At 44.6% G+C, this 15,526-nt stretch carries 11 protein-coding genes and 1 pseudogene; 7 read left to right on the forward strand and 5 right to left on the reverse strand.

The window, feature by feature from the left end; translation table 11 throughout:
• Positions 1 to 10: 10 nt before the first annotated feature.
• On the reverse strand, positions 11 to 2,344 hold the full coding sequence (gene metE / locus GT348_RS01075; protein WP_160618156.1) for a 5-methyltetrahydropteroyltriglutamate--homocysteine S-methyltransferase: 2,334 nt from the start codon (positions 2,342 to 2,344) through the stop codon (positions 11 to 13).
• Positions 2,345 to 2,661: 317 nt separating this feature from the next.
• On the opposite strand from metE, the gene GT348_RS01080 reads away from it, so the two are divergent.
• From GT348_RS01080 to GT348_RS01090, 3 genes are all read left to right on the forward strand, one after another.
• The gene (locus tag GT348_RS01080; RefSeq protein WP_160618157.1) at positions 2,662 to 3,642 is read left to right on the forward strand and encodes an ArsR/SmtB family transcription factor; all 981 of its coding nucleotides are present in this window, start codon (positions 2,662 to 2,664) and stop codon (positions 3,640 to 3,642) included.
• Positions 3,643 to 3,657: 15 nt separating this feature from the next.
• Entirely contained in the window at positions 3,658 to 4,536 is an 879-nt protein-coding gene (metF, locus tag GT348_RS01085) for a methylenetetrahydrofolate reductase [NAD(P)H] (protein ID WP_160618158.1), read from the forward strand.
• A gap of 84 nt (positions 4,537 to 4,620) precedes the next feature.
• Positions 4,621 to 5,550: an MBL fold metallo-hydrolase gene (locus GT348_RS01090; RefSeq protein WP_160618159.1), complete on the forward strand. Its 930-nt coding sequence runs from the start codon at positions 4,621 to 4,623 to the stop codon at positions 5,548 to 5,550.
• 65 nt (positions 5,551 to 5,615) lie between these two features.
• On the opposite strand, the gene infC is transcribed toward GT348_RS01090, so the two are convergent.
• From infC to GT348_RS01110, 4 genes are all read right to left on the reverse strand, one after another.
• A complete protein-coding gene (gene infC / locus GT348_RS01095) occupies positions 5,616 to 6,152 on the reverse strand; it encodes a translation initiation factor IF-3 (RefSeq protein WP_160619384.1) in 537 nt (178 codons plus the stop codon).
• A gap of 121 nt (positions 6,153 to 6,273) precedes the next feature.
• A complete protein-coding gene (gene thrS / locus GT348_RS01100; protein WP_160618160.1) occupies positions 6,274 to 8,220 on the reverse strand; it encodes a threonine--tRNA ligase in 1,947 nt (648 codons plus the stop codon).
• Positions 8,221 to 8,323: 103 nt separating this feature from the next.
• The gene (locus GT348_RS01105) at positions 8,324 to 9,298 is read right to left on the reverse strand and encodes a glycosyltransferase family 9 protein (protein ID WP_160618161.1); all 975 of its coding nucleotides are present in this window, start codon (positions 9,296 to 9,298) and stop codon (positions 8,324 to 8,326) included.
• 23 nt (positions 9,299 to 9,321) lie between these two features.
• Positions 9,322 to 9,939 (reverse strand): nucleotide exchange factor GrpE, encoded by a 618-nt coding sequence (locus tag GT348_RS01110; protein ID WP_160618162.1) that lies wholly within the window; start codon positions 9,937 to 9,939, stop codon positions 9,322 to 9,324.
• A gap of 270 nt (positions 9,940 to 10,209) precedes the next feature.
• On the opposite strand from GT348_RS01110, the gene GT348_RS01115 reads away from it, so the two are divergent.
• From GT348_RS01115 to GT348_RS01130, 4 genes and pseudogenes are all read left to right on the forward strand, one after another.
• Positions 10,210 to 10,989, forward strand: coding sequence for a response regulator transcription factor (locus tag GT348_RS01115; RefSeq protein WP_160618163.1), 780 nt, complete (start codon positions 10,210 to 10,212; stop codon positions 10,987 to 10,989).
• 127 nt (positions 10,990 to 11,116) lie between these two features.
• On the forward strand, positions 11,117 to 12,814 hold the full coding sequence (locus tag GT348_RS01120; protein ID WP_272915419.1) for a sensor histidine kinase: 1,698 nt from the start codon (positions 11,117 to 11,119) through the stop codon (positions 12,812 to 12,814).
• A gap of 69 nt (positions 12,815 to 12,883) precedes the next feature.
• Positions 12,884 to 13,886 (forward strand): annotated as a pseudogene (rapZ, locus tag GT348_RS01125) (RNase adapter RapZ).
• Positions 13,887 to 14,045: 159 nt separating this feature from the next.
• A complete protein-coding gene (locus GT348_RS01130) occupies positions 14,046 to 15,455 on the forward strand; it encodes a sugar porter family MFS transporter (protein WP_160618165.1) in 1,410 nt (469 codons plus the stop codon).
• The last annotated feature ends 71 nt before the right edge of the window (positions 15,456 to 15,526 follow it).

Raw genomic sequence — 15,526 nt, forward strand, 5'->3', positions numbered from 1 at the left:
TTGCTTTATTTTAACCGCGCAAGCGGTGGGCTGCTTCGACCATATTAACAATAGCTGGCTTCACTTCTTCCCAACGGCGTGTTTTCAAACCGCAGTCAGGATTAACCCAAAGCTGCCGGCGGTTAACCTTTTTCTCGGCCTCTTTAAGTAGATCAACCATCTCTTCAATGCTTGGAACACGAGGTGAATGGATGTCATATACCCCAGGACCAATTTCTGATGGATAATGATGGTGTGTAAACGCTCCTAAAAGCTCCATTTTCGAACGTGCCGTCTCAATAGAGATGACATCGGTATCCATGGCACTAATGGCATCAATAATGTCATTAAATTCAGAATAACACATATGAGTGTGAATCTGGGTCTTATCTTCGACACCGCTTGATGTAACGCGGAAGCTTTCGACAGCCCAATTGAGATAATGCTCCCAATCTTTACGGCGTAGGGGAAGACCTTCGCGTAATGCTGCTTCATCAATTTGAATGACCTGGCAACCTGCTTTTTCCAGATCTTGTACTTCATCGCGAATAGCAAAAGCAATTTGGCGGCACGTGACGGAGCGAGGCTGATCATCACGAACAAAAGACCAGTTGAGGATGGTAACAGGGCCTGTTAACATTCCTTTTACGGGTTTTTTCGTGCATGACTGTGCAAAACGCCACCATTCCAATGTCATGGGTGATGGGCGTGTTACATCACCAAAAATGATGGGAGGGCGTACATAGCGTGACCCGTAAGATTGGACCCAGGCATGTTTGGTGAAGACAAAACCCGATAGCTTTTCACCAAAATACTGCACCATGTCATTGCGCTCAAACTCACCATGAACGAGCACATCAAGCCCAACCTCTTCTTGCCAAGAAATGGCATCGGACGTTTGCTTTTCAAGAAAAGCATTATAATCAGCCGTGCTCAGTTCACCTTTAGCATGTTGCGCACGCGCTTTTCTGACATCTGCCGTCTGAGGGAAAGAACCAATAGTGGTCGTCGGGAAAAGAGGTAAATGAAGTGTCTCTTCCTGGGCTTTCTGGCGAGTAGGGAAAGGTGATTTCCGCTTTGCCAAATTGGGGTCTTTTTGAGCGATACGCTCTTTTACCGCGGGATTATGAATTTTTTTGGAACTTTTGCGGCTTTTAATGGCTGATTCATTTTCCGCAAGTTTATCGCGGACACTATCAGCTCCCTGGTTAAGGGCCTTTGCCAGAGTTGCTAATTCAGCAATTTTTTGCACTGCAAAAGCAAGCCAGGATTTCACATCCGGGTCTAAGGCGGTTTCGCGTTCGAGATCAATAGGTGTATGAAGGAGCGAACAGGAAGGGGCTAAAATAAGATCACGCTTTGCAGCAACAGGCTCTAATTTCTTAAGAAGCGTGTTTAAATCAGCTTTCCAGATGTTGCGTCCGTCAATAACACCAAGAGAAAGCAGTAAATCAGGCCGTGCTTTAGCGAGAATCTCATCTAACTGTTCTGGCGCCCGTACAAGATCAACGTGAAGTCCATGTACAGGGAGAGAGAGAGCTGTTTCAAGATTATCGCCCAAAGCCCCAAAATAGGTGGTTAGCATCAATTTGAGGGATGGGACGCTGCTTGTGAGTGTTTGATATGCCTGACGGAAGGCCGTTTTGGCAGATTCGTCGAGATCTAAAACAAGAACAGGCTCGTCAATCTGAACCCAATCAGCTCCTTCTTTATGGAGATCATTTAGAACTTGGGTATAAACGGGTAGAATTTTACCAAGGAGCTCCAGACGGTCGAATGTTTCACCGTGTGATTTTCCAAGGAGCAAAAAGCTTAGAGGGCCCAATAAAACCGGGCGTGTCTCAAAGCCTTTTGCCCGAGCTTCTCGGTATTCATCAAGAACTTTGGTAGATGTGAGTTTAAAGGTTTGATCTTTTGTAAATTCTGGCACGAGAAAATGGTAGTTCGTGTCAAACCATTTTGTCATTTCGGCGGCAGGAACATCTATTCCTTTGCCATGATCACCATGGCCGCAAGAGCAGCTTTCTTCAGAGCTTTTGCTAGCGCCGTTTGTTTGGCGTCCGCGTGCTATAGCAAAATATGTTGTCAGATCAATTTTATCGGCAACAGGACCATAAATTTTTGGAATGGCACCAACCATAGCGCTCGTATCAAGCACATGGTCGTAAAAAGAAAAATCATTAGAAGGGAGGATATCGGCTCCCTCAGCTTTCTGCTTGGCCCATGCTTCATTACGGAGATGAGCCGCTATGTGTTGCAGTTCAGATTCAGCACTGGTTCCTGCCCAAAAACTCTCCAAAGCTTTTTTGAGTTCTCGGCGGGCTCCAATGCGAGGAAAGCCCAATGTGGCGACGCGTACAGTCATTCTTTGCCTCGTGACATATTGACGGGATTAATGGAGGAAAAAAAATCTAGAGAGCCAAAAACTCAATTCTTCTGCTTTTCTTCTTCCTGGTCATCCAGCCAAGGTTACCTATCTGTTGTAAAAGTAGTTCGTTAACAAAAAACAAACCCTTTTATCACTGTCGTGAAAAGGGGAAGGCTTAAGTTACTGCCACTTTTTGCATGAGCACCGGAGATGAATCTCTCCAATGCATCACGTCATGTAAGTGTGAGTGGCAGGAGTTTCAAAAAGTGTCAATAGCTATTGCACATATAAATAAGTCGTTATATAGGATTTTTATGGATCAAGCGATCACCATCTTTCAAGCTCTTTCGGAGCCTACGCGCCTAAGGATGTTACAGCTCCTCCGGGAGATGGAATTATCTGTGGGCGAGCTTGCTCAGGTTCTGGGGCAGAGTCAGCCACGTGTTTCACGTCATGTGAGAATATTGGTCGAGTCTGGCCTTGTATGCCGCCGCAAAGAGGGGAGTTGGGTCTTTTTGACACTCGGCTCAGAAGAGATTCTAGCGCCAATTTTTGCCGCTCTTGATCAATGGCATCCCCCTGCCGAACAGGATAAGGGAGATATTTTGGCTGATCGTCAGCGTTTGCAGGCAATTCGTAATTTGCGAGTGGATGCGGCGCAGGACTGGTTTGAAGATCATGCTGCCGAGTGGGATGCCATCCGCTCACTTTATGTTTCTGAACGTGACGTCGAAGCGGCTATTTTAAGCCTGGTAGGCTCTGCTCCTTTGGGTCAGCTTGTTGATATCGGGACTGGCACAGGGCGGATGCTTGAGCTGTTAGCCCCACAAGCTGAAAGCGCTATAGGTTTTGATCGTAGTCCATCCATGCTGCGCCTTGCACGGTCTAAACTTGAAAATGTGCAAACGCGCCTTGGTACACGTGCAGAATTACGCCAGGGCGATTTTTATGCGCTTCCTTTAGCTAATGAGGCGGTTGATTTAGCCATTATGCACCAGGTTTTGCGTTACGCGCAGCACCCGGCCTCAGTTTTGGCAGAAGCAGCTCGACTCCTTGCGCCGGGGGGACGCCTTCTGGTTGTCGATTTTGCCACACATAATCGAGAGGACTTACGCACGCGTGACGCGCATGCCTCTCTTGGGTTTAGCGACCAGCATATGGATGAATGGTTCAAACAGGCTGGTTTAAAAACAACACCGCCATTGGCCTTAGAGGGCGAACTGACGGTGAAACTTTGGCTTGGGCAACTTCTTTCAAAAACAGAAAGTACTAAAGCCTTATATCCGCGAGAATAAAGGATTTGACGTTAAATGCCTGCTTATCATAACGCCGGGCATCGGCCCGAAATTTCTTTTGAATTTTTTCCAGCTAAAACTAAAGAGGGCCATGTGGCCCTCTTAGAAACAGCTCGAAATCTTGCTTCTTTAAGTCCAAGCTTTATGTCTGTGACTTATGGAGCAGGAGGCTCTACCCAGGAGCGGACATTAGAAACGCTAAGCGATATGGCAAGTGAGCTCAGCGTGCCACTTGCCGGGCATTTAACGTGCGTTGGGGCTTCTAAAGATGAAGTGCATAAAGTAGCGCAGGCTTATTGGGATGCAGGAATAAAGCATATTCTCGCCCTAAGGGGTGATCCGCCACCTGTAAATGGTAAACCCACCGCCTTTCAGCCGCACCCTCAAGGTTATAAGTCTGCGTGCGAGCTTGTTAAGGGCTTAAAAAAACTTGCCCCTTTTAAAATTTCTGTTGCGGCTTATCCCGAAACACATCCGCAGGCCATTAGCTCAGAAGCAGATATTGATAATTTAAAACGTAAATTTGATGCTGGGGCTGATCAGGCCATAACGCAGTTTTTTTTCTCTCCTGAAGCCTTTTTAAAATTTCGTGATAAATTATCAAAAATAGGTGTAGATAAAGCCGTTATTCCTGGGATTTTACCTATTAGTAATGCTGAGCAGGCATGGAAGTTTGCAACAATATGTGGTGCAGCCGTGCCAAAAGAGTTACGTGATTTGTTTGAAGGGGTGGATGAATATCCTGCCGTGCGGACTCGTCTTGCTGCTGCTATTGCAGACCGGATATGCCAAACTTTGCGTTCTGAAGGGGTGGAGCATTTCCATTTCTATACCCTAAATAAAAGTGCTGCTTCTACGAGTTTGTCTCTCTTGTTAGGGCGGCATTTATCTTAAAAATTAAATAGATTAAGCTCCCTTTTTTCTGCTATCTCCCTATAATAAATAGTGTAATAATATATTGGTTATAGGGAGACTGATATGACCAAAGACCTGGCCCTCAAGGAAGCTTCTGCGCAGATTAGGAGAGTGCTGGCTGGCTCAGCAATTTCTCCCATAATTCGTACTTTTTTCGATGAGGCGACTTTTACAGCAAGTCACGTTGTGTCCTGCCCCAAAACGCGCTGTGCTGCCGTGATCGATAGTGTGTTGGATTATGACCCTGCTTCGGGCCGCACTTCTTTTGCCTCTGCTGAGCAAATTGTTGCCTATGTCAAAAAAGAAGGCCTCAAAGTTGAATGGCAGCTAGAGACACATGCACATGCGGACCATCTTTCGGCTGCACCCTGGCTGCAAGAGCAAGTGGGTGGCAAATTAGCAATCGGTAAAGAAATCCTCAAAGTACAAGAGGTTTTTGGCAAAATCTTTAATGAAAATACCGATTTTGCACGTGATGGCTCGCAGTTTGACCATCTTTTCACTGATGGTGAGCAATTTAAAATTGGTCAGCTTGATGTAACAGTGATGCATGTACCGGGCCATACCCCGGCTGATATGGCTTTTATTATCGGCGATGCCGCTTTTGTTGGCGATACGATATTTATGCCAGATTTTGGTACAGCACGAGCTGATTTTCCTGGAGGCGATGCCCGTGAACTTTATCGCTCCATTAAAAGATTACTGACTTTGCCCTCTGAAACGCGTTTATTTCTTTGCCATGATTATTTGCCCGCAGGGCGTAATCAATATCTCTGGATGACCAGCGTTGCTGAACAAAGAGAGAATAATATTCATGTTCGTGATGGCGTAAGCGAAGAAGATTTTGTCAAAATGCGGAGTACGCGTGACAAAACACTTTCAATGCCGACTCTTATTATGCCGTCAGTGCAGGTCAATATGAGAGGTGGGAATTTACCAGCGCCAGAAGAAAATGGCGTGAGCTATATCCGCATTCCTATTAACCATCTCTAAAAAAGAAAACCCCTATCACTTTAGCGTGATAGGGGCTGTAAAAAAGTTCCTGAAGCTTAGCTGCCTTACCTGGGAGCGAGAATCATCACCATTTGTCGATTCTCTAAGCGGGGCATCTGCTCGGGCTTTGCAAGTTCTTCAACATCAACCCGCAAGCGTTCAAGCATCTTAAAACCAAGATCTTGGTGAGCCATTTCGCGCCCTTTAAAGCGGAGAGAAACCTTTACTTTATCACCACCTTCAAGGAAGGAAAGAACGGCTTTACGTTTGGTCTGATAGTCATGTTCACCCGTTCCCGGGCGAATTTTGACCTCTTTAATTTCAATGACCTTTTGCTTTTTACGAGCTTCATTGCGTTTCTTTTGCTGCTCGTATTTAAACTTGCCGTAATCAAGGATCTTCGCAACGGGGGGTTCTGCGGTCGGGCTGATTTCTAATAAATCCAGCCCAGCTGCGAAAGCTCGCGCAAGAGCATCTCGCGTCTGCATTATCCCAACCATCTCGCCATCAGCATCGATAACACGGACTTGTGGCACACGGATCTCATCATTGACGCGCGGCCCCTCACGGCCAGGGGTGGCGTTTAACGGCGGTCTAGCTATGGTCAACTCCTGTCTCTGTTCAAAATTTGCCCCTTGATAGTGAGGCAGAGAAAATAGCTCTCTTTAATTCTACTCTTGCCAAAGGACCGACGCAAGAGGGCGGTCCTTGGTAGAGTCACCTTTACGATAAAGTTTCGCCTCTTTCTCTTTTAACATCGGGAGGCGTTGCTTCATTGGCAAGAGTTAAAACGGCTTCGTCAAGACTCATAATGTCCTGATTTTTGCCGCCCAAGCGGCGCATGGCAACGGTTTTTTCTTCTGCTTCCCGTCGTCCCACAACCAAAATTACAGGAACACGCGCTAAGCTATGCTCACGAATTTTTGCATTAATTTTCTCGTTCCGTGTATCAACCTCAACCTGTATTCCAGCTTTACGTAACGAGGTTGCAACCTCCTGAGCATAATCTGCGGCATCAGTTACGATACTGGTTACAACAACTTGTGTTGGTGCTAGCCAGAGTGGGAACTTGCCTGAATATTGTTCGATTAAAATACCAAGGAAACGCTCGAAACTGCCCAAAATGGCGCGGTGCAACATAACGGGGCGATGTCTTGCACTATCCTCGCCAATATAAGTCGCATCTAACCTTTCGGGAAGAACGTAATCGACCTGCAATGTACCACATTGCCATTCACGCCCAATGGCATCGGTAAGAACGAACTCGAGTTTGGGGCCGTAAAAAGCACCCTCACCAGGGTTAAGCTCAAAACCCACCCCGGCCATTTCACAAGCTTTTTTCAAAGAATTTTCGGCGCGGTCCCATACATCGTCAGAGCCAGCTCTTACATCAGGACGGTCAGAGAATTTGACTTGAAAATTTTCAAATCCCAAATCTTTATAAACTTCAGCCAGCATAGATACAAAACGCGCTGTTTCGTCAGCAATTTGATCTTCAGTGCAGAAAATATGCGCGTCATCTTGAGTAAAGCCCCTCACGCGCATAATGCCGTGAAGTGAGCCGGAGGGTTCATAACGATGGCAGGCACCAAATTCTGCCATACGGAGTGGCAATTCACGATATGAACGCAGACCATGGCGAAAGATTTGCACATGGCACGGACAATTCATGGGCTTTAAGGCAAGCGTCGTGTTTTCATCTTCGATGCTCGCAATGAACATATTTTCACGATATTTGTCCCAATGCCCCGAAGCTTCCCATAAATTACGATCCACTAATTGGGGGGTGCGTACTTCCTGGTAATCATGGCGTTCCTGGGCACGTCGCATAAAATCCTGCAAGGTGGAATAAAGACGCCAGCCTTTTTTGTGCCAGAAAATCTGCCCTACAGCCTCTTCCTGAATATGAAAGAGATCCATTTCCCGCCCAATACGGCGATGGTCGCGCTTTTCAGCCTCTTCCAAACGTAAAAGATGGGCATTAAGCTCTTTTTTATCGCGCCAGGCCGTGCCGTAAATACGTGTCAGCATAGGGTTGCGATGATCCCCACGCCAGTAAGCTCCAGCCACACGCATGAGTTTGAAAGCTGTTCCTACTTCAGCTGTGCTGGGGAGATGTGGCCCACGGCACAGATCAAGCCATTCGCCCTGACGATAAATTGAAATTTCTTCTGTTTCAGGCAGGTCACGAATAAGCTCAGCTTTAAAATGTTCACCACGAGCTTCGAAAAACTTTATAGCCTCATTGCGATCCCATACTTCACGCTGAAATGGTGTCCCGCGTTTAATGATTTCGTGCATTTTCTTTTCGATAGCGTCGAAATCTTCTGGCGTAAAAGGTTTGTCGCGTGCGAAGTCGTAATAAAAACCATCTTTAATGCTTGGGCCAATTGTAACCTGGGTACCTGGCCACAATTCCTGCACAGCTTCTGCCAGAACATGGGCTGTGTCATGTCGGATGAGATCCAGAGATTCTTCATCTTTACGTGTGATAAAGCGTATTTTTGCATCTTGGGTGATGGTTGCAGATAAATCGCAAATTTTGCCATCAACCTCCATAGCCAAAGCGGCACGTGCTAAAGCTGGGCCAATTGATTGAGCGATTACTGTGCCAGTCACTGCCCCATCGAAAGTGCGAAGACTACCATCGGGTAGGGTAATGGCGGGCATAGGGAGCGCTCCTTATCGTAAAACTAAAATTAAAAGACAGCGGTAAAAATGGCCCTGAAGCGCAGTCTCTGCAAGCCCATTCTATAAAGAAAGAATAAAGAGATTAATTTTTTTGAGAAATGCGCTCTATAAACCACTCATTTAAAAACGCGATTACCCTTTGTACTGTAAGAAATGACAGATCTGAAACAGCCATAACCTGGCTATAATCTGGTGTAATCGCAAGAGGAGAGCAGCGGCGAGGATCGCTTTCTTTTGAAAAAAGCGTAAGATTAGGTCTGTCCATTGTGGCTGCTACATGAAGTGCCCCTGTGTCATTGCCAATGACAAGAGCTGCCCTGCTAATGAGTCCGGCAAGCTCGAATAATGTTGTTTTACCAATAAGGTTAATAAGGGGACGCTTTAAAAAGTCTTGGCATCTTTCTTCCAAAACCTGTCCAAGAGTTATGTTGTCTTCGCCTCCAACAATAACACATTGGTAATTTAATTTTTCAAAATATGAGGCCAAAGAAATAAAGTTATTTATCGGCCAGCATTTAGCCGGACGGTGCATTGAGGCACCAGGAACAATCACAATATAAGGTTTTGGCAAAACAGGGCCATGAGGGCTTAGCCAGTGAGGTATTTGTCTTTTTACCGGATTAATGCCGAGTGCTTTTAAAAAAATCTCCTGCCGGTACATGCCATGCATTTCGCGGGCGTGATGCAGCTTTTTACACGATGCTTTAGGGCCCAAATGATCAAGACTGGCCCATGAAGAATGCCACAGCATTTTAGCATAGAGACGTGTTCTGCCAGAATTTTGCAAATCAATTATGTGATTGAATTTACGCAGGGTCAGCCACAGCCTTTTTGCCTCTCGCCAGTTTGATAAGGGCGCACGATCATCAATTATGACAGTCTCAAACCAGGGAGAAGCACGGAGAAGGGGCGCATAGGGCGTGGAGGTGAGAATCGATAGCCTACCATGAGGATAAGCAGCTCTGATGGCATCAAAAGCGCTGAAAGCCTGAAAGACATCTCCCAGAGCGCCATGTTTAATAACAAGAATATGTTTTTGACGCCTGGGAGTTTTCATATCAAAAGGCCCAAAGGCCTATTTTATTCAGGTTTTTGGCCTGTAGATGAGCTATTGGCAACGATGACCATAGCAGGTTTTAGTAGTCTGTCTTTTAAAGTCCAAGCGGGAGTCCATGCTTGGATGACATAACCTGGTGCATGTTCACTTGATTGCTGCTCTTGCATAGCTTGATGGAGGTTTGCATCAAATGCTTGCCCTGTAGGATCTTGGCGATTAATGCCGTGACGCTCTAATATTGATAAGAATGAACGCTCTGTTGTTTCAAGCCCTTCGCGCATCTTTTTAATAATATCACTTTCATCCTCCTGAGCAGGAGGGAGAGCAGCAAGGCCACGTTGTAAATTCTCAGCAGCTTCTACAACGTCACGGGCGAATTTCTGAACAGCATATTGGCGCGCATCATCCAGGTCACGTTTTGAACGTGAGCGAAGATTTTGCAACTCAGCTTCGGAACGCAGCCAGCGATCTTTCATTTCAGAAACTTCTGATCTGAGAGCTTCGATTGTTTCTTCTGGAGTAGCAGCAGTTTCAGCTTTTTGTTCTGTTTCTGAAGATGCGGGAGCCTCTGTTGCATTTTCAGCAATGGAGTCTGCATGAGCAGGCTGCTCGTGTTCGGGATGATGGTTCTGTTGTTCCATATTATGACCCTGCTTTCTAACTCTTTCTTATGGGCCTACTACATGACCCTCTTTATCTCAACCAGATAGTAATAATTGTTTTTAAAGCAAGAGGTTGTAAGCCTTAAAATTGGTTACATAGGTCCAGGCGTTTTAATGGCAAGAATTATCTATGTCACTCATATAGTTAGGACTGAATGAAATTATGTGCTAGTGAAAAGATTAAAGAAAATAAAAGCGTAATATTGCGGTCAAACCTTCCTAAACTCAGGTGGATATTAGGAGCTTTGTATGGACATAACTGGTCTTACCCCAGCCGGTAATAGTGTTACTGAGGACCTTCAGAATACTCAGGCGGAAAATGTGCCAGTCATTGCCCTTGTTGATGATGATCGTCACATATTAGCATCGATTCAGCTTACTTTAGAGGCTGAGGGTTTTAGTGTGAGTACTTATACTGATGGTAAAAGTGCCCTACAGGGTTTGCTGACTCGTCCCGTATCTCTGGCCGTGCTGGACATACATATGCCTCAAATGGATGGTTTGGAATTATTACGGCGTTTAAGAACGCGCTCTAACATGCCGGTAATTTTTCTGACATCGAAAGATGATGAGGTTGACCAGTTAATGGGGCTGCGCCTGGGTGCCGATGATTATATTACAAAGCCTTTTTCCCTGCGACTTTTGGTCGAGCGTATTCGTGCCTTGCTGCGTCGGCAGGAGATAAGCCAGGCTGAAATAACAGGTGAGACGATTGGTACCCAATCTGTGCTCATGAGGGGGCCGCTGGCTTTAGATGAAGCGCGCCACCAATGTTTATGGAATGGCCAAGAAGTTTCTTTAACCGTGACAGAGTTTTTGCTTGTTAGGGCATTGGCTGTAAGGCCAGGTCTGGTCAAATCACGAGATCAGCTTATTGATGCGGCTTATGGTGATAATGTTTATGTTGATGATCGTACAATTGATAGTCACATCAAGCGCGTGAGAAAAAAATTTCGTAGGGTTGATGATAGTTTTAGCCAAATTGAGACATTATACGGTATTGGCTATAGGTATAAAGAGATAGTTTGATAATCACTATGTAGTAATAGACTTTTGGTTATAAAATGAATCAATCATAATTTTCAGAAATTACATATTAGATATTGGGAAGATGAACAGTTCTCCTTTTTCGTTTCGAAATATAAGCAAATTTCAGTTGCCCCTATCTGTTAAATACTGGATATCTCCCTTTCTAGGGCGGATTTTGCTTCTCAATATTGTGCCATTGCTGTTTTTGGCGGGATTGCTGCTCTATCTTAACCAATATCAGAGAGGGTTGCTTAATGCAGATGTCATGGCTCTGCGTGAGGAAGCTCGTATTTATGCCAGAGCATTAGAAATTTTTGCAGGTCAGGATTTATCTAGTGACAAAGCGGCTCTTAATGCCAAGGAAGCTCGAGTCATTTTAGATAAATTGATGGAATTTAGCTTTAATTCTCATATCAAATTATATGGTCCTAATGGTGAGCTTATAACAAATATCCGGCACGATGTACCTCGCGAGCATGAGTCCCCGACATTTGACGATGAAGCCTGGTCGCATTCGCACGTTGGAACGTGGCGTTCACCACAACATAATTTTATTGATACAATTTATGACTGGATTTTATTAGGGTCTTTTAAGACCATGGAAAGAGAGGTCATTAATTTTAACGGTGGCCTTAAATATGATGATCAGAAAGACAAAGAGTTTCAGATAAAGCCAATGCGTGCTGAGATGCCGCCTTATATAAGGCGCAACTCTGCAAATGAACTCATCATAACAATAGCTGAGCCTGTGGTTTGTAGGGGTATTACTATGGGCGAGCTTCAGCTTACACGCCGGGCGCCCGAAGTTGACCGTGCTCTTTATGCTGTCCGTTCATCAATTCTGACATTAATGCTCCTTGCGATTGGTGTGACAATCCTGCTTTCTTGGTATTTTTCTCTCACAATTGCCCGCCCGTTATTGCAGTTGGTACAATCATCTCGGGAATTGCGTAATTCTGGGAAGGGGCGCAATGATGCCGTGCCACGTAAGCTTTTAGAACGTAAAGATGAGGTTGGGTCGCTAGCACGTGCTCTTCGTACAAGTACTTTGGCTCTCTGGTCACGCATAGATGGGACGGAGCGCTTTGCTGCCGAAGTAGCTCACGAGGTTAAAAATCCTCTCGCATCTTTGAGTTCAGCGCTTGAGATTTTGCCGCGTATTAACAAACCCGAAGAGCGAGATCGTCTTATCAAAATTTTGCGTGATGATGTGAGGCGGTTGGAGCGACTGGTAAGAGATGTAGCTGATGCAAGCCGTATTGAAGGTGAATTATCGCGCGGTTTGAGAGAATCTGTGTATTTAAAGCCACTTTTATCAATTTTAGTGGAAATGCATCAGGCAACCCGAAAGGAAAATGACCCTGTATTAATATTAAATATGGATAGCGAAAATTTCTGGGTTTATGCTGTAGAAGACAGGCTTGTTCAGGTCATAAGAAATTTGGTTGGTAACGCTGTTTCTTTTTCACCGCCTAACGGCAAGGTGACAATTGGGATTAAGCAGGGTGTAACCAAAAAGTCGTCTAAATATGTTCAGATTATTATTGAAGATGAGGGGCCGGGTATAGAAGAAGATAAACTTGAACTCATTTTTGAACGTTTTTATTCGGAGCGACCTGTAAAGGAATGCTTTGGACAGCATTCTGGGTTAGGATTAGCAATAAGCCGTCAAATTATACAAACTTTGGACGGAGATCTTTATGCAGAAAATCGTGTCGAATTTGATTCAGAGACAGGTAAAAACAAAGTTCTGGGGGCGCGATTTATCATTTGTTTGCCGGGAAATTCACAAAAGACAAAGAAATATCGTATAGATCACATGTAAAATGAGTCTTTGACTCGATACAAGCTAAGGTAATTAAATATCGTGACTGAGGCTGGGTCTGATAAAGTGATAGAGTCCTCTTCTTATCGCAGCGTTGAGACAGAAGAACATCCTACGCGCCAGATTTTACTTGTTACAGGATTATCGGGGCGGGTAAGGCTTCAATCTTGCGTATATTAGAAGATCTTGATTTTGAGGTTGTCGATAATCCGCCTTTAGATTTATTTGAAGCCCTTATTGCTCGTTCTGGAGAACGTTTAGCTATAGGTATCGATGTACGTAGTCGTGGTTTTAAAACAGAGCTGGCTTTAAAACATTTTGTTCATTTACGTAATTTGCCTGATTGTGCAGTACAACTTATTTATGCGACGGCCGAAGAGGACGTATTATTACGGCGTTTTACAGCAACGCGCCGGCGGCACCCTCTTGTATCCTCAGGGGGTATATTACCTGGCATAGAGCGAGAAATTAAGCTTTTGGCGCCTCTTAAGGCCGAAGCCGATCTCGTAATTGATACGTCTGATTTGCCCTTGCCTGAATTAAGGCATCTTATTGAGGCGCGCTTTGGTGTCTCATCGGAGCAGGGGCTGTCAGTTGTTCTAATGTCTTTTGCTTACCCTGCTGGATTGCCGCGTGAGGCCGATATGGTTTTTGATGTGCGTTTTCTTAAAAACCCGCATTATGATGAGCGTTTACGCCCTTATACAGGGTTAGAAGAGTCCGTTGCTTCTTATGTGAAAAAAGACCCTTTTTACGATAAATTCTACGAACATCTTTCAGCACTCATCAATCTTGTTCTTCCACGTTTTATGGAGGAAGGGAAAAAATATGTGACGATTGCTATTGGATGTAGTGGGGGCGGCACAGATCGGTTACTGTTGTAGAGGCACTGGCAAAAGATCTTGCAGAGCATATTACACAAAATCAGTCAGTTAAAGGCCCGGTCATGATCGTGCATCGTGAATTAGCCCGTCAGGGACTTACATCGTGGCAGTGGGCTGTTCCCCCCTGGAAAAAGACAAGATTACTTATAAGAACTCGCAAGATAAGATATCGTAAAATATTGTACTAATTTCGTCTTATAAAAAATATTTTAATACTACAAATTATATCCGAGGACTATTTCTTTATTAAAAAAACTGGTCATATAATCGTTTTTTAGACTTCATGTTCTTAATGTTTATTTCTGCATTAAGATATAATCTCTGCCCTTTTGAAAAGGTGCCATTTTATGATCAGTTCTACAGAACAAGAAGACATTCCCAATAATGAAATTGATTTTACGTCACGCAAGCGCGTTTTTTTAATTTGTATTTTAGCCTCTCTCGCTGGCTTAATGACAGGGTTAGATATTGGTATTATTTCGGGTGTATTAGAACCTTTTGGTGCCCAATTTCATGCAAGTACTGTCCAGCTTGAATGGGTCGTGGGTGGTATGCTTGTTGGAGATGCGATCGGGGCGACCGGTGGCGGTATTTTTACACAAAAATTAGGGCGAAAAGCGACACTTATATTAGCGGCGGCTTTGTTTTTTATCGGGGCTGGTGGATGTGCTTTAAGTTGGTCTATTCCCGTAATGATTGGCTTTCGTGTTCTTGTGGGGTTAGGTATTGGTCTTTCTGACCTCACAACACCTCTTTATCTCTCCGAAATAGCCAGAACAGAACAACGAGGCGCTATGGTCTCGCTTTACCAGCTTTTAAAAACGGCTGGTATTTTTATGGCTTTTTTCTCTAATAGCTGGTTAGCGCCTTCTGGCTCATGGCGTGCGATGTTGGTTGTGGAAGCTGTGCCTGCTTTGCTCTTTTTGTGCGGTTTTCTTTTCCTGCCTCAAAGCCCGCGATGGTTAATGATCCAGGGTCGTAAAAAAGAAGCCCTAGAAGCTCTTTTTCCTTTACGTGATACGAAAGACGATGCGCATAGTGAGCTATCTGCTATTACGGAGCAGCTAAAAATTAAGCAAGAAGGATGGACTCTTCTTAAACGTAATGGGAATTTCCGTCGTTCAGTAAGTTTAGGTATGTTGTTGCAAATTATGCAGCAATTCGCGGGCATTAATATTATCATGTATTATGCGCCCAAGATTTTAGCCGCAGCACAATTTTCACCTAAAGCACAAATGTGGTGCACAGCGTTGATCGGTTTTATTAACCTACTTATGACATTAGTCGCTGTGCGTTATGCTGATCGGTGGGGGCGTAAGCCTATTCTTTATGCCGGCTATGCAAGCATGGCCCTTACAATGGGTATTTTGGCGGTTATTTTAAGGATCGGGCCAGACACAATAGGGCTACAGATTGCAGCATTATGCCTTATTCTGATTTTTGTCGGGGGATTTGCAATGTCAGCGGGGCCTCTGATGTGGGTTATATGCTCAGAAATTCAGCCTTTGGCAGGGCGTAATTTAGGCCTTTCCATTTCTACTGGCACAAATGCATTAAGTAACCTTCTTGTAGGAACAACGTTCTTATCAATGATGGAAGGGTTGGGAAGTTCCACCACTTTCTGGATTTTCGCTTTTTTTAACGCTTTAGCTATTATTTTTCTATATGTCTTCGTGCCAGAGACAAAAGATATTTCGCTTGAAACAATAGAAAAACGTCTCATGAGTGGGGTAAGATTGCGCGATTTGGGGCAATAACATCCCGCAAAGCAAAATTAAACAATTACGACATTCATAAAGCTGCTTTTTTTGATATCTGTTTTGAAATA

Source organism: Aristophania vespae (genome assembly GCF_009906835.1).
GTDB lineage: Bacteria > Pseudomonadota > Alphaproteobacteria > Acetobacterales > Acetobacteraceae > Aristophania > Aristophania vespae.

Excerpts from the sequence above, each read along its gene's own strand:
- metE (WP_160618156.1), bottom strand. The coding sequence starts at position 2,344 with ATGACTGTACGCGTCGCCACATTGGGCTTTCCTCGCATTGGAGCCCGC.
- GT348_RS01080 (WP_160618157.1), top strand. The coding sequence starts at position 2,662 with ATGGATCAAGCGATCACCATCTTTCAAGCTCTTTCGGAGCCTACGCGC.
- metF (WP_160618158.1), top strand. The coding sequence starts at position 3,658 with ATGCCTGCTTATCATAACGCCGGGCATCGGCCCGAAATTTCTTTTGAA.
- GT348_RS01090 (WP_160618159.1), top strand. The coding sequence starts at position 4,621 with ATGACCAAAGACCTGGCCCTCAAGGAAGCTTCTGCGCAGATTAGGAGA.
- thrS (WP_160618160.1), bottom strand. The coding sequence starts at position 8,220 with ATGCCCGCCATTACCCTACCCGATGGTAGTCTTCGCACTTTCGATGGG.
- GT348_RS01105 (WP_160618161.1), bottom strand. The coding sequence starts at position 9,298 with ATGAAAACTCCCAGGCGTCAAAAACATATTCTTGTTATTAAACATGGC.
- GT348_RS01110 (WP_160618162.1), bottom strand. The coding sequence starts at position 9,939 with ATGGAACAACAGAACCATCATCCCGAACACGAGCAGCCTGCTCATGCA.
- GT348_RS01115 (WP_160618163.1), top strand. The coding sequence starts at position 10,210 with ATGGACATAACTGGTCTTACCCCAGCCGGTAATAGTGTTACTGAGGAC.
- GT348_RS01130 (WP_160618165.1), top strand. The coding sequence starts at position 14,046 with ATGATCAGTTCTACAGAACAAGAAGACATTCCCAATAATGAAATTGAT.